The 20,041-nt window shown below is 65.8% G+C and carries 15 protein-coding genes; 9 read left to right on the forward strand and 6 right to left on the reverse strand.

Features of this window, described 5'->3' with window-relative positions; all coding sequences use genetic code 11:
- Nucleotides 1-13 precede the first annotated feature (13 nt).
- Nucleotides 14-1,150: a hypothetical protein gene (locus U5782_RS24885; RefSeq protein ID WP_322046551.1), complete on the forward strand. Its 1,137-nt coding sequence runs from the start codon at nt 14-16 to the stop codon at nt 1,148-1,150.
- Between the two features lie 73 nt (nt 1,151-1,223).
- On the opposite strand, the gene U5782_RS24890 is transcribed toward U5782_RS24885, so the two are convergent.
- Entirely contained in the window at nt 1,224-2,357 is a 1,134-nt protein-coding gene (locus U5782_RS24890) for an aromatic ring-hydroxylating dioxygenase subunit alpha (RefSeq protein WP_322046552.1), read from the reverse strand.
- Between the two features lie 286 nt (nt 2,358-2,643).
- On the opposite strand from U5782_RS24890, the gene U5782_RS24895 reads away from it, so the two are divergent.
- The 3 genes from U5782_RS24895 to U5782_RS24905 all read left to right on the forward strand — a co-directional run bounded on the left by U5782_RS24895 (nt 2,644) and on the right by U5782_RS24905 (nt 6,608).
- On the forward strand, nt 2,644-3,972 hold the full coding sequence (locus tag U5782_RS24895; RefSeq protein WP_322046553.1) for a Rieske 2Fe-2S domain-containing protein: 1,329 nt from the start codon (nt 2,644-2,646) through the stop codon (nt 3,970-3,972).
- A 58-nt stretch (nt 3,973-4,030) separates the two neighbouring features.
- Nucleotides 4,031-5,452 (forward strand): aldehyde dehydrogenase family protein, encoded by a 1,422-nt coding sequence (locus tag U5782_RS24900; RefSeq protein WP_322046554.1) that lies wholly within the window; start codon nt 4,031-4,033, stop codon nt 5,450-5,452.
- A gap of 76 nt (nt 5,453-5,528) precedes the next feature.
- On the forward strand, nt 5,529-6,608 hold the full coding sequence (locus tag U5782_RS24905) for an aldo/keto reductase (protein WP_322046555.1): 1,080 nt from the start codon (nt 5,529-5,531) through the stop codon (nt 6,606-6,608).
- A 7-nt stretch (nt 6,609-6,615) separates the two neighbouring features.
- On the opposite strand, the gene U5782_RS24910 is transcribed toward U5782_RS24905, so the two are convergent.
- Nucleotides 6,616-8,886 (reverse strand): CoA transferase, encoded by a 2,271-nt coding sequence (locus U5782_RS24910; RefSeq protein WP_322046556.1) that lies wholly within the window; start codon nt 8,884-8,886, stop codon nt 6,616-6,618.
- A 53-nt stretch (nt 8,887-8,939) separates the two neighbouring features.
- The gene (locus tag U5782_RS24915) at nt 8,940-9,779 is read right to left on the reverse strand and encodes an IclR family transcriptional regulator (RefSeq protein ID WP_322046557.1); all 840 of its coding nucleotides are present in this window, start codon (nt 9,777-9,779) and stop codon (nt 8,940-8,942) included.
- 335 nt (nt 9,780-10,114) lie between these two features.
- Between U5782_RS24915 and U5782_RS24920 the strand changes: the two genes are divergently transcribed.
- From U5782_RS24920 to U5782_RS24935, 4 genes are all read left to right on the forward strand, one after another.
- Nucleotides 10,115-11,785: a GMC family oxidoreductase gene (locus U5782_RS24920; protein WP_322046558.1), complete on the forward strand. Its 1,671-nt coding sequence runs from the start codon at nt 10,115-10,117 to the stop codon at nt 11,783-11,785.
- Complete coding sequence (locus U5782_RS24925) at nt 11,775-13,238, forward strand: aldehyde dehydrogenase family protein (RefSeq protein ID WP_322046559.1); 1,464 nt, start codon at nt 11,775-11,777, stop codon at nt 13,236-13,238. The genes U5782_RS24920 and U5782_RS24925 overlap by 11 nt, the downstream gene beginning before the upstream one ends.
- 21 nt (nt 13,239-13,259) lie before the next feature.
- Nucleotides 13,260-14,072, forward strand: a complete 813-nt coding sequence (locus U5782_RS24930; RefSeq protein ID WP_322046560.1) for an SDR family NAD(P)-dependent oxidoreductase — start codon at nt 13,260-13,262, stop codon at nt 14,070-14,072.
- A 502-nt stretch (nt 14,073-14,574) separates the two neighbouring features.
- Nucleotides 14,575-14,835, forward strand: coding sequence for a hypothetical protein (locus U5782_RS24935; protein WP_322046561.1), 261 nt, complete (start codon nt 14,575-14,577; stop codon nt 14,833-14,835).
- Between the two features lie 17 nt (nt 14,836-14,852).
- Here the strand turns inward: U5782_RS24935 and U5782_RS24940 are convergent, their stop codons facing one another.
- Nucleotides 14,853-16,187, reverse strand: a complete 1,335-nt coding sequence (locus U5782_RS24940; protein WP_322046562.1) for an MFS transporter — start codon at nt 16,185-16,187, stop codon at nt 14,853-14,855.
- A 264-nt stretch (nt 16,188-16,451) separates the two neighbouring features.
- Between U5782_RS24940 and U5782_RS24945 the strand changes: the two genes are divergently transcribed.
- A complete protein-coding gene (locus U5782_RS24945; RefSeq protein WP_322046563.1) occupies nt 16,452-17,903 on the forward strand; it encodes an MmgE/PrpD family protein in 1,452 nt (483 codons plus the stop codon).
- A 56-nt stretch (nt 17,904-17,959) separates the two neighbouring features.
- On the opposite strand, the gene U5782_RS24950 is transcribed toward U5782_RS24945, so the two are convergent.
- Both U5782_RS24950 and U5782_RS24955 read right to left on the reverse strand, forming a co-directional pair.
- Complete coding sequence (locus U5782_RS24950; protein ID WP_415914404.1) at nt 17,960-18,631, reverse strand: RraA family protein; 672 nt, start codon at nt 18,629-18,631, stop codon at nt 17,960-17,962.
- A gap of 13 nt (nt 18,632-18,644) precedes the next feature.
- Nucleotides 18,645-19,844: a Gfo/Idh/MocA family oxidoreductase gene (locus U5782_RS24955; protein WP_322046564.1), complete on the reverse strand. Its 1,200-nt coding sequence runs from the start codon at nt 19,842-19,844 to the stop codon at nt 18,645-18,647.
- Between the last annotated feature and the right edge of the window lie 197 nt (nt 19,845-20,041).

The raw sequence follows: 20,041 nt of genomic DNA on the forward strand, positions 1-20,041 counted from the left end.
ATAGGAGCGACACATGCTGATCGACCTGGACGAAACCCTGTACCACCAGGGCGCCGCCACCTTCGACGCCGCGCTCATCAGCGATCACCGCTTTTACGATCGTTCGACGTGGACCACCTTCAGCCCCGACGGCAGCGTCGGCCTGCTTTCGGGCATGGCGGTGTACAAGAACCTGAACCTCGCGGAAGGCTTCGCCAGCGCGCAGGCGCTGGGCAAACAGCACAACCTGCGTCTGTCGCGGCCCTTGCGGCCCATGCAGGGCGGCATGTCGCTGGAAGTCGGGCCGCTGCGCACCGAATGGCTCGAACCGCATCGCAAGACGCGCTTCGTCTGCGAGCCCGGCCCCGACGGCGACGGCTTCGATATCACCTTCCGCCCGTCGATCGCGCCGTATCTGGAGGCGCGTCACTACGGTACGGCGGACGGGCGCGTGCACACCGACTACTGGCGCTTCGACAACGTGGGCTGGACCAACGGCCACATCGTCGTGGGCGGCAAGGAGCATCGCATCGACAACTGGTTCGGCTGGCGCGATCACTCGTGGGGCGTGCGTCCCGGCGTGGGCGGCTTCGAACCCTATACGGGCACGCGCTCGGACGGCGCGTTGCCGTCGTCGATCATGTCGGGCGGCCTCGGCATGGTGTTGCTCTACCTTGGCTTCGCCACACCGAGCTATGGCGGCTTCTTCCAGCTCAAGGAGGATGAGAACGGCAAGCGCTTCTATCTGCATGGCAGCGTGGGCGCGGTCGATCAGGCGCCCGTGGAAGTGGTCGACGCGCAATACGAATTGACGATGGTGCCCGGCACGCGCCTCTTCGCGCGCGCGCGCCTGCTGCTCACCGCCGCCGATGGCAAGCAATGGGATTTCGAGGTCGAATCGGTGGGCCGCTCGTGGGCCTACAAGGGGACGGGCTACGACCGCGGCTATAACGACGAGAAGGGCCAGGGCGTCTGGCGCGGCGATGGACTCACCGTGGAGCGCGATGTCTACGACATCAGCGACGTGGAAGAAGTGGGCTTTCCCGATGGCCGTCGCCTGCGCCCGCTGCACCGCGAGCAGCCGGTGCGCGTGACGGTGAACGGCGAGGCGGGCTTTGGCCATTTCCCGTTCGTGATCCTTGGGCGTAATCCGCGCCTGGGCGTGGAATAAGCACGACGAACGAAGGCGCGCCGCGGTTTGCGGCGCGCGCCTGCTGCCAGAGTGACGTGGCAGCGCTAACTCACTAGCGCCCGAGGCCGGCCTGCAACATCGCGTCCACGTTGACGATGCGTTGCGCCATCGCCGGCATCCCGCTTTGGCCTGCGCTCGCCTCGGGCTGACGCGCACGCTCGTCGGCATGCAAACGCGCCAGCACGCGGCGCACGGCGAGTCCGCCCGCATCGGCTGCAAGACTCACGAGCGGGCGCGACGGCGTCTCGTTCAGACGCACCTGCTGCTGCTCGATGATGTCGCGATCCTCGACCAGCGTGGCGACCATGCCGTCCTGCATCTTCGCGCCAATCACCGCGTTGTCCAGCGCGAAATTGCGAATGCCGATGAAGAAGTAATGCGTCTCGCCCTCGACCGATGGCGTGATGCCGTGGAAGTGCTGTAGCTGCACGCCCGCCTCGCGATGCCCTTCGAACGCGCCCGTGCCCGCATCCACCCCGCCGCTGCGGAACGCCACGCCGCCCGGCGCCCACGTGAATTCCTGCCAGCGGTCGATCTTGCCCTTGAAGTCATAGCCGAACTGATACTGCGCGGGCGGATTGCAGTTCGGCAAATGGCGTTGCACGGTCACGCGACTGGCTTCGTCGTCGGCGTCGACAGTCATCTTCGCGTGCGTGTGCGCGTCGGGATCGCCGTTGATCGTCGCGACATGCACGAACGCGATGTGATTCATGTCCATCAGGTTGTCGAGCAACAGTTGCCAGTCGGCCTTGTACTCGATATGCGTGCGCCCGAAGTGGCCCCAGCCTTCCTGCAATGCGCAGCCCGTGACGGGAATCGCGGACTCGTGCGCGAGCGCCGGGTCGCCGGGCCAGATCCAGACAAAGCCGTCGCGCTCCACGAGCGGATAGGCGAGCACGCGCATCGCGCGCGGAATGTTGGTCTGGCCGGGCGCGACGACACAGGCGCCGCTCGCGTCGAATTCAAGGCCGTGATAGGGACATTGCAGCGTGCCGCTGCTCTCGCAGATCTTGCCGTCCGAGAGCGGCATGCCGCGATGGATGCAGCGGTCTTCGAGCGCAACCGCCCGGCCCTCCGCGGTGCGGTACAACACCACAGGCTTGCCGCAGATGGTGCGCGCGAGCGGTTTGACTGCGTCGATTTCCTCCGCCAGCGCGGCCACGTACCAGTTGTCGTACAGAAGCATGCCTATCCTCCTTGCGGACCGGCTGCCAGGCCGGCCGGATGTGGTTAATCAACGTATACTCGAATAATATATCGACGTATCGTTGTTGGTAGGCATAGGTGTTTTCGCTAGAATCCAGCACGCATCCCAACCTACCCGCGTTTTTTCGAGCGTGCCCGGCAATCTCCCGATTGCGATTTGCCTAATAACGCTATATCGTATGCGTCATCGGCATTTCGTAGTTACTGGAAGGGCCGCCGCCGTGCGGCCCCGCGCAGTTCAAAACGCACAGGTGGAGACAAGACGCATGCTCACGCAAGCCAATAACGCCCTGCTCTGCGAAGTCGCGCCGGGCAAGCCCATGCACGAGACAATCCGGCGCTACTGGCTGCCCGCGCTGCCCTCGGCCGCGCTCGCCGCCGACGGTGACCCCGCGCGGGTCACGCTGCTCGGCGAGGACTACGTGCTGTTCCGCGACAGCGCCGGCCAGGTCGGCATGCTCAACGAACGTTGCTGCCATCGCGGCGCATCGCTGTGCCTCGGGCGTAATGAAGAAGGCGGTCTGCGCTGCATCTATCACGGCTGGAAGTTCGATGTGCGCGGCACCATCGTCGATATGCCCAACGCCACCGACGACAGTTTCAAGCGTCGTTACCGCCAGCCCGCCTATGCGGTGCGCGAGGCGGCGAATGTGGTGTGGGTCTATCTCGGGCCGCAGGACAAGACGCCGCCCTTCCCGCGCTTTCCCATCTTCGATCTGCCGCAAGACCAGGTCGTCGCCCAGGCGTATTTCATCGACGCGAATTTCGTGCAGGTGATGGAGGGGCTCGTCGATTCGTCGCATGTGGGCGTGCTGCATCAGGACGCGATCCATCAGCGCATGAAAGCCGCCATGCAGGATGGCGCGCAGAGCGCCGTCTATCGCCAGATGGCCGACGATCTCGCACCGCGCCTGGAGATGGAGGACACCGAATTCGGCTTTCATTACGCCGCCATGCGCGAGATGCGCACCGATAGCGGCCATGTGAATGTGGCGCGCATCACGGCATTCGCGCTGCCGTTCATCAACTTTTCGCCGAACAATTCCACCATGCTCGCGGGCGTGCCCGTGCACGACGGCTGCACGATGATGTTCGAGTTCAACTGGGACTGGAGCCAGCCGTTCGACGCCGCCCGGCGCGAACGCGTGCTCGAATTTCACGGCATTTCCGACGCCATTCTCGATCGCTTCGGCATTTCACTCGCGACGTATGGCAAGCAGGAGCGGCCGCGCGCAGCGAATCGCTTTCTTCAGGATCGCGAAGCAATGCGACGTGGCGAGACCTTCAGCGGTCTGCCCAACTTTCAGCCCGAGGACGTGGCGATCGCCTCATCGCAAGGCCCCATCAGCGACCGCAGCGTGGAAAGCCTGCTGCCGTCCGATCAGGCCGTCGTGCGCATGCGCCGCGTACTGCTCGAAGCCGCGCGCCGCGTGATGGCCGGCGAAGAACCGCCGGGACTCGATTGCGCGACCATCCCGCGCGGGCTGCAAGGCGCAGTCGGCAGTGACGAAACATGGCAAGCCGTGCTCACGCGCGAAGACAATCTCAGGCGTTCGTTCGGCCAGTTCTCGTCGGAACTGAAGGTGCCGGCCTGATCAGGAGACGCCGCGCTGCCGGGTTCCGGGCGCGGCCGCATACAAGGAGAAGAAAAGCATGCACAAGCTCGACCGGTTCTATATCGACGGCGCGTGGGTCGAACCCGCGCCCGGCGGCACCACGTATGAGATCGTCAATCCGGCAACGGAAGCCGCGATCGGCACGCTCGCAATGGGCACAACGGACGATGTGGATCGCGCAGTGCGAGCCGCGCGCGCGGCGTTTCCCGCCTGGTCGGCCACGCCGCGCGAAACGCGCGTGGCCTTGCTCACGCGCGTGATCGAGCGCTACGAGGCGCGCATCGACGCATTCGGCGACGCGATTCACGAGGAAATCGGCGCGCCGCTGTGGCTCGCCAGAACGCAACATGCGCCGCTCGGGCCGATGCTGCTCAAGTCGGCGGTGGCCGCGCTGGAACAGACCGCGTTCTCGGAGCAGGTCGGCAATACCGAAGTGGTGCGCGAGCCAATCGGCGTGGCCGCGCTCATCACACCGTGGAACTGGCCGGCGGCAATGGTGGCCGCCAAGGTGGGCTACGCGCTCGCGGCAGGCTGCACGGCGGTGCTCAAGCCGTCGGAAATCTCGCCGCTCGATGCGCAACTGTTCGCGGAGCTGCTGCACGAAGCGGACGTGCCGCCGGGCGTCTTCAACATGATCTATGGCGAAGGCCCGGTCGTGGGCGCGGCGCTCGCGCGTCACCCCGACGTGGACGCCATCTCCATCACCGGATCGACGCGCGCGGGCAGCCAGGTCGCCGCCGACGCCGCCCCCACGCTCAAGCGCGTGATGCAGGAACTGGGCGGCAAGTCGCCGAACCTGATCCTCGACGATGCCGATCTCGATACCGCCGTCGCCCAGGGCGTCATGGGCGTCATGATCAACTCGGGGCAGACCTGCATCGCGCCCACGCGCATGCTGGTGCCGCGCGCCTTGCACGCACGGGCGGTGGAAATCGCCCAGGCGACGGTGGCGCAGATGAAGGTCGGCGACCCCACGCAAGCCGATGTTCAGGTCGGCCCGGTAGCGAGCCGCGCGCAATTCGACAAGGTGCAGCGCATGATCCGCATGGGCATGGAGGAAGGCGCGCAGGTGGTGGCGGGCGGCCCGGGGCGGCCCGAAGGGCTCACGCGCGGCTATTTCGTGCGCCCCACTGTGTTCGCGAACGTGAGCAACGCCTCACGTATCGCGCGCGAGGAAATCTTCGGGCCGGTGCTCACGATCCTGCCATACGACAGCGAGGAAGAAGCGATCGCCATCGCCAACGATACCGAGTACGGTCTTGCGGCCTACGTCTGGTCGGGCGATGCGGCGCGTGCACGCCGCGTCGCCGGGCAGTTGCGGGCGGGCACGGTTGGCGTGAACGGCGCGAATGCCGATCCAGGCGCGCCGTTCGGCGGCTACAAGCGCTCGGGCAATGGGCGCGAACTCGGCGTGCATGGGCTGGCCGAGTACCTGGAGTTCAAATCCATCGCTCGCTAAGCGCTACAGTGCCTACGCCGCGCGACGCGCGCCAGGTTTGGCGCCCGCGCGGCACGACCATGAGGATGACGCCGCCATGCGTTTCAAACTGCTCGGCCGCTCGGGTCTGCGCGTGTCGGAACTCTGCTGCGGCACCATGACCTTCGGCCAGGGACGCGCCGCATGGGGCGCGTCGAAACCGGAAAGCGCAGCGGTGTTCGAGCGCTTCGTGGAGGCGGGCGGCAACTTCTTCGATACGGCCAACAGCTACCAGGCGGGCGAGTCCGAAACGTTTCTCGGCGACTTCATGGGCGCGCGCCGTCACGCGTTCGTCGTCGCGAGCAAGTTTTCGATGGGCGGACGCCCAGGCGACGCGAACTCCTGGGGCAATCATCGCAAGAGTCTGATCCAGGCGATCGAAGGCAGCCTGCGGCGGCTGCGCACCGATTATCTCGACCTCTACTGGATGCACGCGTGGGATCAGCTCACGCCTCAGGACGAGGTGTTGCGCGCGCTCGACGATCTCGTGCGTGCGGGCAAGGTGCTCTATATCGGGCTATCGGACACACCCGCGTGGGTGATCGCGCGTTCGCAGGCCATCGCCGAGTTACGCGGCTGGGCCACGCTCGCCGCCATTCAGATGCCGTACAGCCTCGTCGAACGCACGCCCGAGCGCGAACTCGTGCCGATGGCGCAGGCGCTCGGGCTGTCGATGCTGACGTGGGGCTCGCTCGGCGCGGGCCTGCTGAGCGGCAAGTACGCGCCGCGTGAAACGACGAGCGAACCGCGCAACGAGCGCCACGGCCGTTTGCACTATCACGCGGACCGCTCGCGCACGGCGGCGCTCAACGCACGCAACTTCGCGATCGTCGATGCCGTGAGAACCGTAGCGCACGCGCTGGACGCCACGCCCGCGCAAGTCGCGCTCGCGTGGGTGCGTGCCCGCTCGCCCGGCATGATTCCGATTGTCGGCGCGCGCACGGCGGCGCAACTCGACGACAACCTCGGCTGTCTCGGCGTCGTGCTCGATGCGGCGCAACTGGCCTTGCTCGACGAAGCAAGCGCGATCGAACTGGGCTTTCCGCGCGACTTTCTCGAAGGGGAAATGGTGCAGTCGGTGCTGTATCAGAACATGCGCGGCGATATCGACGCGTCAGGCGGCACACAACGCGTTTGAAAACGGCTCAGGGCGCGACTGCCACCACGCCACAAAGCGCGAGTTCGGCAAGCTGCTGCGGCGTATAGCCCAACGCACCTAACACCTGCTCCGTGTGCTCACCCAATTGCGGTGCTGCACGCAAATGCGCAGCGTCTAACGGTGCGCCATCGAATTCGATCAACGTCCCCACAAGGCCCGTGACGCGTCCATACCGCGCGTCGCGCACGCTACGCACGCAACGCGCGAGCGCGGACGCCGCCTCCCCAGACACCGCTTGTGACGCATCCTCGTGCTGACAAGGCTCGACCCACACATGGGCCTCCCGCAACGCGGCGACAGTCGGCGCAAGCTCCGCCGCACTCAGGCAAGCGCGAATGCATTCGCGTTCGCTCTCGCCCCAATCGCGGCGACACACCGGCAATGACGCAATGCCGAGCGCGCGCGCGAATCGCGCCGTCATGCCGTCGTCGCGCAAGGCGATGGCGATCCAGCCGTCGCGCAATCGATACAGACACTCCCACGCCGCGTGCCCCGTGATCTCGCGGTCGAGCACGGGCGCGCCGCGAAAACCGTGTTCCGGCGACCACGTCAGCTCCGATTGCAAAAAGAGCGCCGACGCCAGCAGACTCACATGCGCCTCCACGGCGCAACCGCGCGAGCGCCCCGCGTACAGCGCAAACAGCATCGCCACCGCGCCCAGCGCGCCCGCCGCGTAGTCGACCAGCGGCGAGCGCGGCCAAAGCGGCAGATTGCCCTCGCCGCCCGCGCGCGCCTCGTGGCCGCATAGCGCCTGCATGACCATGTCGAAGCCCGCGTTCGCCGCCTTTGGGCCTTGCTGCCCATAGGCCGTGGTTTCGAGCGTCACGAGCGTTGGCTGATGCGCGCGCAGTTGCGCGGGCGAGACGCCCAGGCGCTCGGCCACGCCCACGCGAAAGTTGTGATGGACGACGTCGGCACGCTGGCACAGCGCGTGCAGAATCGCGAGGCCCTCGGGCGTCTTGAGATCGACGCAGACACTGCGCTTGTTGCAGTTGGAACTGTAGACGGTGCGATAGCCGGAAATCGTCGCCGAGCCTGCGGGCGATTCGACCTTGACGACATCCGCGCCCAGATCGCCCAGCAGACGCGAGGCATACGGACCGGCCACGAAATTGCCGAGATCGAGGATGCGGATGCCAGCGAGCGGCAAAGCGTCGGGGCTGTGCGTGGGTTCATCGGCGTGCTTTGTTTGCTGGACTTGCGTGGGGCCGGACTCGTGCGGCACCAGCGTCAGGTCGAAAGGCCGCCCCGCCCCGCGCCTGCCCGCCGCATCGCGTTCGATCAGTTCGCAGGCGCGCACCTGTGCGTCGTCCCAGCACTCGCCGGGCGACAGCACCGGCTCGCCCGCCATGCCCTCGCGCCACAGCGCCGCCAGCAGCGCGTCGCGCTCGAAACGCTTCACGTGCGCGCCGATCAACGCGAGGTCGCCGAAATAGCGATCCGCTGCGGCGCCAGCCTTTGGCACACCGCGGTCGTGCGGATCGACTTCGGCGTCGATGCCCAGCACGCGATACAACTTCGCCACCGCGCCCGGCACCCCCATCACGAACTGCACGAAGCGGCCGTCCTTGCATTCGAAGATCAGGTGGCGGCAGTCCTTGGGGGTGATGCTCGAAAACACGGCGTCGGGCGTTTCGGCTCGCAGCCAGAACGGCGACCAGAAAAGGCCGACGCCCTGCTCCAGCGACGTCTTCACCAGCGTGCCGCGCTGCGTGCGCAGGCGCTTGACCAACGCCGCGCCGATGCCGATCAGCGCCAGCAGCGCCGCGCCATAAGTCGGCACCGGAATCGCGAAGCACACCGGCCGCGCGGTGAAGAGTTCGTTAGCCAGCCCGCTGCGTGCCTGTGCGAGCAGATCGACGGCGGTTGGCAGTGGGTACCCTGCCAGTGAGTCGGACTGCGAAGCTTCGTGCGAGCCTCCCATGTCGACGACCACGAGACGCGGATAGCGCGCGCGCAGCGCCGCCGCATCGAGCCGCGCGTGCAAGCCCGGCCAGTCCTCGCCGCCGACGATGCACAGATCGGCATCCGCGAGCAGGACGTGAAGCGCCTCGTCGTCTACAGCGGGCAGACGCGTGGCCTTCGCGCGCCACGCCTCATAGGCCGCGTAATGCGCGTAGAACGGATCGCCAGCGGGCGGCTCCACGCGTGTGACCTGCGCGCCAGAATCGGCCAGCCCCTTCGCCACCAGCGCGGCCGCCATCCCCACGCCCAGATCGAGCACACGCAATTCGGCCAGCACGCCATCGGCGGACATAGGTGTCTCCTGATCGTTTTTTGTTTCGATTCGCTCATACGCGCGTGGCGCGTTCAGTCTTCCGCACTCGCGCGGCCATTCACGGCCTTGCGCGCACGCCGCCCCGCCACCGCCCGCTCTGGTGCGACTTCGAGCGTGCCGTTGCCATTCACCGCCGCCGAGCCGAACACGCGCGCGCGCACCTGCAACAATTGCTCGACATAGAGGTCGCGGTTCTCCGCGAAGCGCTCGCTCGGACCCGTGATCGAGATCCCCACCAGACGCTCGCCGATCCAGCCCGACACCGCAAACGAACTCAAGCCTTCGCGCCCCTCGCGCACCGCCTGATACCAGCCGAAGCCCTTGAACTCGTCGACTTCCTGCTCGATCTGTTCGGGCTTGACCTTGGTGTTGGCGGTGAGCGCGCGCAGCGGCTTCAGGCGCAGGATGCGCGCACGCTCGTCGGCATTCATCTCGCCCAGCAGCGACTTGCCGATCGCGGTCGCGTGACACGTCACGCGGTCGCCCACCTGCACCACGTAGCGCAGCGGGTGGATGCCTTCGTGCGTGGCGATGATGCGCACCTCGGTCTGATCGATCTCGCCCATGTAGCAGGTCTCGCCGGTGCGCTCGCTCAGCAGCGCCGTGGCTTCGCTGCCGAACGCATGCATCTCGTCGTGCTCCGCGATCGCCGCGGCGATGCTCACGAGGCGGCGCGTCGGGTAATAGCGCTTCGTGCTCACGGTGCGGCTCACATAGCCGAGCACCTCGAGACTGCCTAGCAGATCCGAGCAACTGCTCTCGGGCAGGTCGAGCAATCGCGCCAACTCGGACTTGAGCAATTCGCGCTTCTCGCGCGCGAAGATCTCGAACACCGCCATGGTTCTCGCTGCGGCAGGCACGCTCGTGGCCATTCTCATTCTCCCTTTGTGGTTGCAGGCTGCGCGCACCCTTCGCACGGACAGCATCCTGCAAGTCGACACAATTCTACGATATTTCGAAACAATTTCGATGGTACGTTATCAGTTTGGCACTGAGCAGCGCAACCGTCGGCAGCAAAAATCCGGGAATTTATGGGTCTTTATCAGGATTAGACCTTACTTGATCCGGCAACCATCGCGACGTACTATCGATTTTAAATTCGACATATCGAATTACGCAGCGGCATTTCGATAACAAAGCGATGCCGTGAAGGGCGGGCTGCGAGTCTCGCCCACGAGTCAACAACGGAGAGACGACAGGGCGCAACATGACAACTACAGACTCACAGGCGTTCGACTATGTCGTGGTCGGCGCGGGCTCGGCGGGCTGCGCGCTCGCGAGCCGTCTTTCGGAAGACCGTAACGTTTCGGTGCTGCTCATCGAGGGCGGCGGCAAGGCTCCCGGTCTGTTCGTCGATCTGCCGGCGGCGATCGTGCAGACTATTCGCCGCGCCGATCTGGGCTGGGGCTACGTGAGCGAGCCCGAGCCCGACCTGAACGGCCGGCGCATCGAGGTGCGTCGCGGCAAGGTGCTGGGCGGCTGCTCGCAGATCAACGGCATGGTCTACGCCCGCGGCGACCGTCAGGACTACGACGACTGGGCGCAAATGGGCTGCGATGGCTGGAGCTATCGCGACGTGCTGCCCTACTTCAAGCGCTCCGAATCGAGCTGGGCGGGCGAAACCGAGTATCGCGGCGGCGCGGGGCCGCTCGGCGTGAGCATCTCGAAGACGCCGGGCCTGCAATTTCCCGCGTTTCGCGCGGCCGTGCGCAACGCGGGCTACCCCGTCGTGGACGATTACCACGACGACCGTCCCGCAGGCATCATCGCCACCGAGCTCACCGTCGACCGGCGCGGGCGTCGCGCCAACACCTGGCGTGCGTATGTCCAGCCCGTGCTGGACCGCCCCAATCTCACCGTGCTGCCGCACGCGCTCACCACGCGCGTGGTGTTCGAGAACCGCCGCGCGGTGGGTGTGGAATACGTGGTCAAGGGGCAGAAATCCATCGTGCGCGCGCGCCGCGAGGTCGTGCTCAGCGCGGGCGCTTACGGTTCGCCGCAACTCTTGATGCTCTCGGGCATCGGGCCTGCCGACGCATTGCGCGCGCAAGGCATCCAGCCGCTCGTGGACCTGCCGGGCGTGGGCCAGAATCTCGTCGAGCATCCGATGCTCTATCTCGGCTTCGACGCCAAGCCGCGCACCTTCGCCAACGAACTGCGTCTGGATCGTGCGGTGCGTTCGTGGCTGCGCTGGTTCGCGTTCGGCACCGGGCCGTTTGCGAGCAACGTCTGCGCGTGCAATATCTTCCTGCACACCGACCCCGCCTGGAACCGCGCCGACATTCAACTGGGCTGCCCCGCGATCCACATGGGATCGAGCCTGTGGGCGCCGCCGTTCTCGCAGCCCAAACACGGCTTGAGCCTGGGCGTCATCATGCTGCGCCAGGACAGCCGCGGCCATGTCACGCTGCGCTCGGCCAACGCCGCCGACGCGCCGCGCATCCAGTTCAACCTGATGCAGGAGCGCTCCGACATCGATCGCATGATTCGCGGCGTGCGCGCGGGGCGCGAGATCTACGCCCAGTCGCCGCTGAACGAACTCATCATTCAGGAATCCTTGCCAGGCAAGCTGTGTGAGTCGGACAAGGAGATCGAAGCGTTTATTCGCCAGGCGTGCGGCATCACGCACCACCCCGTAGGCACCTGCAAGATGGGCATCGATGCCGACGCCGTGGTCGATCCCGAGCTGCGCGTATTCGGCGTCGAGGGCCTGCGCGTCGCCGACGCCTCGATCATGCCCAACGTCCCCGCCGGCAACACCAACGCGCCCGCGATCATGGTGGGCGAGAAGGCCGCCGACCTGATTCGCGGCGCGCGCCCGCGTGCCGACGCCGTTCATCGCACTCAACCCGCACAGGAGAACTCGCATGTCCATTGAAACGCCGTCGCCGGAACTCTTTCCCGCCGCCGGTCTGCTGATCGGCGAGCGCCGCGTCGCCGATGCGACCGGCGGCGTGCATCGGCACGTCTACCCCGGCAACGGCGAGGCAACCCTCGACGTGGCGATGGCCGGTGCCGCCGAGATCGACGCCGCCGTGCAGGCCGCGCGTCATGCGTTGCCGGGCTGGAAACGGCTCTCGCCGGACAAACGCCGCGACCTGATCCTGAAGTTCGCCGATCTGCTCCAGGCGAACGGTCCCGCGCTGTGTCAACTGGCCGCCGCCGAAAACGGCATGCCGGTGAGCAAGGCCGCGGGCCACCAGTGGATCGCGGTCGACAACTTCCGCTATTACGCAGGCTGGGCCGACAAGATCGGCGGCGAAGTGATTCCCACGTGGCCCGCGCAAGGTCTCGACTACACGCTGCGCGAACCCTACGGCGTGGTGGGCATCATCATCTCGTGGAACGCGCCGATGGCGCTCTTCAGCGGCGGCGTCGCGCCCGCGCTCGCGGCGGGCAACACCGTGGTCCTCAAGCCCTCCGAACTCGCGCCCTTCACTTCGCTCAGGTTTGGCGAACTGCTGCTCGAAGCCGGCATTCCGCCCGGCGTGGTGAACATCGTGCCAGGCGGCCCCGCAGCCGGTAGCGCGCTCGTCTCGCACACCGGCGTGGACAAGATCCATTTCACGGGCGGCGGCGCCACCGCGCGCGCGATTCTCGACGGCGCGCGCCATAACCTCACGCCTGTCGCGCTCGAACTGGGCGGCAAATCCGCGCGCATCGTGTTCGCCGACGGCGACATCGAAGCCGCCGTGCGCGACGCGATCACCGGCGCAACCTCGATTGCGGGCCAGGGCTGCCTGCTCGGCACGCGCGTGCTGGTGGACGACGCCATCTACGAGGACTTCATCGCGCGTTGCAAGGCGGAGCTGGAAAAAGTCGCGCTGGGCGACCCCGCAAAAGCCGCCACGCAGATGGGCCCGGTGATCAGCGCGGCCGCGAGCCAGCGCATCATGGGCGTGATCGAGCAGACGCAGCGCGAGACTTCGGCACGCCTCGTGACGGGCGGCAAACGCGCGGGCGGCGCGCTCGCCAACGGCTATTTCATCGAGCCCACGCTGTTCGCCGATGTCGACAATCGCTCATCGCTCGCGCAGAACGAGGTGTTCGGCCCCGTGCTGTCGATCCTGCGCTTTCGCAGTGACGAAGAAGCCGTGCAGATCGCCAACGACAGTCTCTACGGCCTCGCGGCTTATCTGCACACGCACGATGTACGGCGCGCGCATCGCATCGCCGCGCGACTCGAAGTGGGCAATGTGTGGGTCAACGGCACCGGCTTTTCGCCGTCGATTCCGTTTGGCGGCGTCAAGCAGAGCGGCTTCGGACGCACCGGCGGTCTGCCGGGTCTCGAAGAATTCACGAAGATCAAGAACATCTGGATTGCCAACTAATCATTCCGTGGAGGGAACGTCATGGGTATCGAGCAGGATTGGAGAACGCGCAGCTATCTGCCGGAAATGCGCCAGGACGGCAAAGGCTATGTCGTGCTGGGCGTCGGCAGCGGTATCGGCGGTGAAGTCTGCCGCGCGTTTCGCGAGGCGGGCGCGGAACTAGTGTGCGTGGACCTGCAGGCCGAGGTTGCCGAAAAAGCCGCCGCCAGCGTGCAGGGCACGCCCGTTGTGGCCGATGTCACGCGCCGCGCGGACATGGAAAAAGTTTTCGCGGTGGCGAAGCAGCAATTCGGTGCGCGCTTCGCGGGGGTGATCGATGTGGTCGGCATTACCGTGCCCAGCGAGATCACGGCGCTCGACGACACGCAGATCGGCACGCAATTCGATCTCGTGTTTCGCCATGCGCTGCTCGCCATGCAAATTGCCGCGCCGCTGCTCGCGGAAAACGGCGGCGGCAACATCATCGTCGTGGGCTCGCTGGCCGGCTTGCGCAGCACGCGCCGCGCCGCGCTCTATGGTGCTGCGAAGGCCGCGCTGCATCATCTCGTCATGTATGCGTCGGATGAGTTCGGCCCCGCAGGCGTGCGCGTGAATGGCGTCGCGCCGGGGCGTATCGCGGCTTCGGGGACGTTTCAGTCGAATCCGGAAACGATCGCCAGGATCGAAGGCGCAATTCCGCTGCGGCGCATGGGCGTGCCGTCCGAAATCGCGGGCGTGGCGCTGTTCCTTGCGTCCGGTCTCGCCAGTTATGTGACAGGAAACATCATCGTCGCCGATGGCGGTATCCGCCATGTTTCCGCACTGCCCAGCACGTTGAGCACGCTCGCGGCCTGACGTCCTGCGTTGCAGTCATCACCACGCCCGGCGCTCGCCGGGCGTTCGTTTAGCGCCACTCGCCGCCCTACGCGCGAGATGGTGCCCTCTGCCCTCACCGCATTGAGACGACGCGAAAGCGTGGCGCAACAGCCACAGCGCACGTGCACTGCCGTGAAATTCTTTTGCGTGACAGATTCGGCCCGTCGAAGCGGGCTTCGTTCGCGTGAATGATCGTGTCTTTGTCGATCACCCGTTCACACTGCCTGAGTTGAACGCATCTCGCGCAGCGCTCGCCATACCGACGAAGCTTCCCAGGCGAGTTTGTTCGCGAGATCGCGCCGTGCTCGCTTCGCGCGCTTGCGGCGCGGCGAAGCGCATGACGGTGCGTCGAATTTGTGCGCATGAGAGTTCCACCACGCAATGATCCACAGCGCGTTTCACCGCGCGTTATACGGTGAAAACTCGATTGACTGGCGGCGTAGAATCAATTTCACGAACCGTCGGTTCGATGGAGATAATCATGAATACCACAACTCACCTGCTCGCCGCCGCCGCGCTGAGCGCCCTGCTCGCGACAAGCGCCCACGCCCAGTTGGCAGGTTCGGGCGCGGGCGTTGGCGCGGCCACCGCAGGCGCTTACTATGCGGGCGCGATGGTGGCATCCGCGCCGCTGACTGGCATCAATACCTTGTTGCCGCTCGCGATGGAAAACGCACAGCACAGCGTTCGCGACATGAAGCTCAAGCCCATCGACGCTGCCTTTAGCGTGCGTCCATCGTAATCACGTAGCGTTCGTCTTCACGCGGCTTCGGGCGCGCCACCTTGCGCGCGCGACGCTTCGTGGCCGTAGGCCGCAGGATAACGTCCGAGCGCAGCGATACACGCGGCCGCCACGACCAGCAGCGCTGACGACAGATACAAGCCCGTGCGGAACGTGCCGAGCGCATGCTGAAGCATCCCCGTCCATAGCGGGCTGCTTGCCGCGCCAAGCGCCATGAAGCCGAAGATCCAGCCGAATATCTCCGAGAAAGCACGGAGTCCAAAATATCGGCTTGCCACATAGGCCATGAAATCGGTTTCGGTGCCCAGCGAGATGCCGAGCGCGATCACGGTGAGCGCGCCGGCTATGCCGCCTTGCGCGGCGAGCAGCATGCCCAATGCCGAAACCAGTGTGACCGTGGCGCCTACGAGCGGCGCAAACAGCAGATCCAGCAGCGATCCGCAAACGATACGGCTCACCAGCATCGAGAGCCCCAGCACGCTCGTCAGTCGCGCGGCTTCGGCCTTCGACGACCCCGTTTCGGTGAGCACCGCGATCAGGTTGATCTGCGTGCCCACCAGCGCGAACATGATCAGAAACGTCGCGGCGATCATCAGCCAGAACTGACGCATGCGCACGGCCTGGCCGAGCGTCGCGCCCTCGGCGATTGCGGCAACGCTTGCACCCTCGCGCGCGTGGCGCGATGCAACCTGTGTGCCGCGCGCGCCGTGCACCAAGCCAAACAGCAGGAGCAGCGGCAACAGCGCCAGCGCCGCAAGCGCGAGCCACGCGATGCGCCACCCATGAGCGTCGATAAACGCCGGTAGAAAGAGCGGCGCGAGCACCGCCATCATGCCCGGCCCCGTCATCATCACGCCGAGTGCAAGACCGCGCCCCGCGTCGAAGCGCGCGCTCAGGATCTTCGCGTAGCACACGTAGGTGGTGCCCGCGCCGCCGAGACCCAGCAGGAAATAGCCACCGTAAAACCAGCCGATCGAGCCGTGCATCTGCGCGGTCACGACCATCGCGAGCGCGAAGAGCACGACAGACACGGCAATCACGCGCCGCGCGCCCAGGCGATCCGCGAGGCGGCCGGCCAGAGGACCACACAGAAAGATCATCGCCGTGAGCACGCTATAGGCCATGCCGACTTCGCTCTTCGGCCAGCCAAATGCATCGTGCAGCGGGCCGATGAACAGCGGCAGCGTGAATGCGGGCAGGCTACCGATGCCCAGGCCGCTACCGAGCGTCACCGCGATCAGCACTGGAAATGATGCGGCGAATTCCTTGCGGATGCGCGTGCGCTTTGGTGCGGGCTCCGAGTCTGCCAGCAAGGTGGAAAGCGTAGACGTCGATTCTGGGCGAGGCGGCATGCGTTGTCTCCTGGATCCATTCGTGTTGACGGCTCATACCGTGGCAGTTCAGCTACGGCGATCGTCTATATACGACATTTCGAATTGTTATACGGTTTAACGCGATACTAGATGGATGTCACAGCGCACTTTGTGCCTAAATATTGAACTTAAAAAGTCGGGTTAACCATCAATATTTATTCGATATGCCGAGTTTTCATACGGTATATCGTTTACAAGACTCCACTAAAGATTGGCCCAACCCGACCATACGGATCGCCCCATATGACTTCGCAGTCCTATACCCAAAAGCTGGCCTCGTTCGCGGCTACCACATCGTTCAACGACATCTCGCGCAGCGCACGCCATGCCACCCGCCGCCTCGTGCAAGACACGCTAGGCTGCTGCGTCGCCGCCTTCGACATGCCGTCGAGTACGGTGCTCACCTCGGTCATCGGCAGCTTCGGCGGCGTGCCCGAAGCCACGGTGCTCGTGAGTGGACAAAAGCTGCCCGCCGTGTGGGCGGGCTACATCAACGCGCATCTAGGCGATGTGGTCGATGCAGAGGACACGCTGCACTACAAGGCCCATATCTCCGCGCCGGTGCTGGGCGCCGCGCTCGCCGTCGCGCAGCGCGAACGCGCGAGCGGCCGGGACCTGCTCACCGCTGTTGCGCTTGGGTACGAAGTCGCCGGGCGCATCGCGCTGTCGCTCAAAGGTCTGACGATCGAGGACGACGGCTCGTTTCGCTTCGCTCCCGTCACCGGCTATAGCGCGCTCGCGTTTGGTTCGACGGCGGCCGCTGGCTATCTGCTCGGCCTCGACGAAGACCAGATGCACCATGCGTTCGGCCTCGCAAGCGCGACGGCGCCGTTGCCCTCATCGTCGAAGTTCGGTCTGCATCGTCCGCGTCCGATGGCGAAGAACACGATGTATGGCACGCTCGGTCACGTCGGCGTGATGGCGGCGCTGCTCGCCAAAGCAGGCTTCACGGGCGAGCAACATGTGCTCGATGGCGATCAGGGCTTCTGGCGCGTGGTGGGCTCGCTCGATTGCAACTGGTCCGTGCTTACCGAGCGGCTGGGCGAACGCTGGCTGGTGGAAGAAGTCTCGTACAAGCCCTATCCGGGCTGCCGCTTTCTGCATTCGCCCATCGACATGTTTCTCGCACTCAAGGCGAAACACGGCATTGAGATCGACGAGATCGAGCGCATCGAGGTCGGCATTCATGGCGCCGCGCTGCAAAGACGCATGGACGATGCACATGTGGAGACCATGATCGACGCCTGCTTCAGCATGCCCTATCTGCTGGCCGCAGCGGCGTTGCAAGGCCCGCCGGGACCGGCATGGCACGCTCCGGCTGCGCGCGAGAGCGAAGCGATGAAGCAGTTCGCCGCGAAGATCGATGTGGGCCTGGAGCCGGGCGCGGCCGCGGTGGCGGCGGAAGATTTGCGCACACTCGGACACAACGCGCGCATGCCGGCGAGCCTGCGCCTCTACGCCCGGGGTGAAGTGTTCAGCGCGAGCGCGCAATACGCACACGGCGATGCGTTCACGCCCGAGACACAGATGAGCGACGCCGAACTCGACGCGAAATTCACCCAGTTCTGCCGTGCGCATCTGGACAACACGCAGATCACCAACGCTATCGGCATGCTGCATCAACTTGAGGAACAAGCAACGCTCGATGCGTTGATCGCGTGCCTCGTGGCACATCCGCGAGAGACCGCGCGCTGATTGCCGCATCGTTACGGGACGCGCTCGTTGCAGCACGTCCCGCGTCTGCTCCTCGCCTATTTGAGCATGTGCTCGTAGGCGCCGCCCATGACCTGCGAGACCGGCACGCCATCGAGCAGCGCCTTCGACATGGCCAGTTCTCTGGCCACGATCGCTTCGGCCGCATCCAGCACGCGCGCGATATCGGCTGCGCGTATGAAGATGGTCGCGCTGCGATCGGCGATCGCAAAGTCGCCGGGTTCGACACGCACGCCACCAATTTCGACGGGTACGTTAAAGCCTTTCTCCACGATACGCCCGCGTGCGGTGCGCGCCGTCGTGCCGCGCGCGAACACCGGAAAGCCATAGGCCAGCGCTTCGTCGAGGTCGCGCACGAGGCCATCGGCGATCACGCCGGCAATACCGCGCACTTTCGCGCCGAGCGTGAGCAGCCCGCCCCAGCTTCCGGCCTCCACGCCGCTGCGCTGTTCGACCACGATCAGGTCGAGCGCACCGGCAGCCTCGATAGCCCTGCAGCCCAGATGCACCGGCGGCCCAGGCGGCGGCTCGCCGGTCCCAAGCTTCACGGTCACCACGCGCGCCGCGATGCGCGCATCGCCGGACAGTTGCGCAAGCCCGCTTGCGACGCCATCGAGCCCGAGTCGATCGAGCGCATCCGACACCGCACAGCAGTCGAGACGGCGCAGACGGCGCACGATCTGTTCGACGTCCGAAATAGATTGAGTCATGCTCTTGCTCCGGTCAAAGAAGGATTTCGCGGCGCTCGCGCGCGGAGCGCAGGATCGCCAGGCTCGCCGCAACGGTGCCTCGCGCGAAGTGGCCATCGTGCACGGGCGCCACGCCCCCACGCACGGCCAGCCAGAGTTCGTCGAGCACGTCGGAGCGGCCTGGGCGGCCACCCTGGTCGGGCACCGCGATTTCGTGTACGCCCTCGCGGCTGTATACCCACACGCCGTTGGCGCTCTGGCGCAGATCCGCCTGCTCGCAGCTCGCGACCATCACGCCGAAATGGGGCTGATGCGGCGGCGTCTGCGCGGCGGGCGCAAGCGTGCCGCCGTAGCCGTAGCGCTCGCTGCGCGCGGCAGCCTCTTCTTCGGCGTTCGCGAAACGATCCCACGCGCGCCGCGTCGCGCCATGCGCCGCGCTCTTGCGAAAGCCACCTTCGCCGATCCAGCCATGCCACTCGTCGGTATCGAAGCGGTCGTAGCCGCTATAGACGAGCGACGCGCAGGCGCCATCCTCGAAATCGAGAAAGACTGCGCACGAGCCTTCGGTGGGTCGCGCCGGATCGAACATGCCCGTGGCCGCGCGGACGCTGCGCAAGGGCGAGCGGTTCAGATAGCGCACCGTGTCGACCTGATGCGGCAACTGGTTGAACAGGATGCCGCCGCCCTTCGCGGTATCGAGTTCCTCTGGCCGCCGCGGACGATAGAGAAAGTCGGTGTAGTTCCAGCCGGTAGCCATGCGCAGGCGGCCGTATGCACCGCTTTCGATGATCTCGCGCATCGTGCGCACGGCGGGATCGAAGCTGTGCGTGTGCCCCACGATGAGCGTCACGCCGTAGCGCGCTGCGGCTTCGATCATCGCGTCGCAATCCGCGAGCGAGAGCGCCATCGGCTTTTCGACGATGACATGCTTGCCGTGGCGCGCCGCCAGCTCGGCGTGCTCGCGATGAAACTGGTGTGGGGTCGCAATATAAATGGCGTCGACGTCGTCGCGCTCGACCACGCCTTGCAGATCGGCATAAGCCGGGGCGCGCCTGTCTGCCTCGAAGCGCGCCCGCAGATGTGCGTGCGGCTCGGCCACGGCTGCGAGCGTGCAGCCCGCATGATCTTCGATAACCGACACCATCAGCGCGCCCGCCAAGCCCAGCCCCGCCACGCCAACGCGCAGCGCAGGCGTGCGCCCCATCGCCTCTCTTTCGATGCTCCTCGTACTCACTGGCTCGTCCCCTCGCTGGTTGTCTGTCACACGAACTGGCCAGGTGACTCTATATTCGAAATCGCGTTTTTGTCAACGAAATACCGTAATCAAACGATATCGAAAACTCGCCGTGCCGCGAGGTGATCCTCGTCTTGCGACTTCCATCGTCGCCATGACAGATCGGGATTAACCCCAGCAAAGCCAGTTCGATCGTT

Origin of the sequence: Paraburkholderia sp. J67, from assembly GCF_905220265.1 — a bacterium.
Taxonomy (GTDB): Bacteria; Pseudomonadota; Gammaproteobacteria; order Burkholderiales; family Burkholderiaceae; genus Paraburkholderia.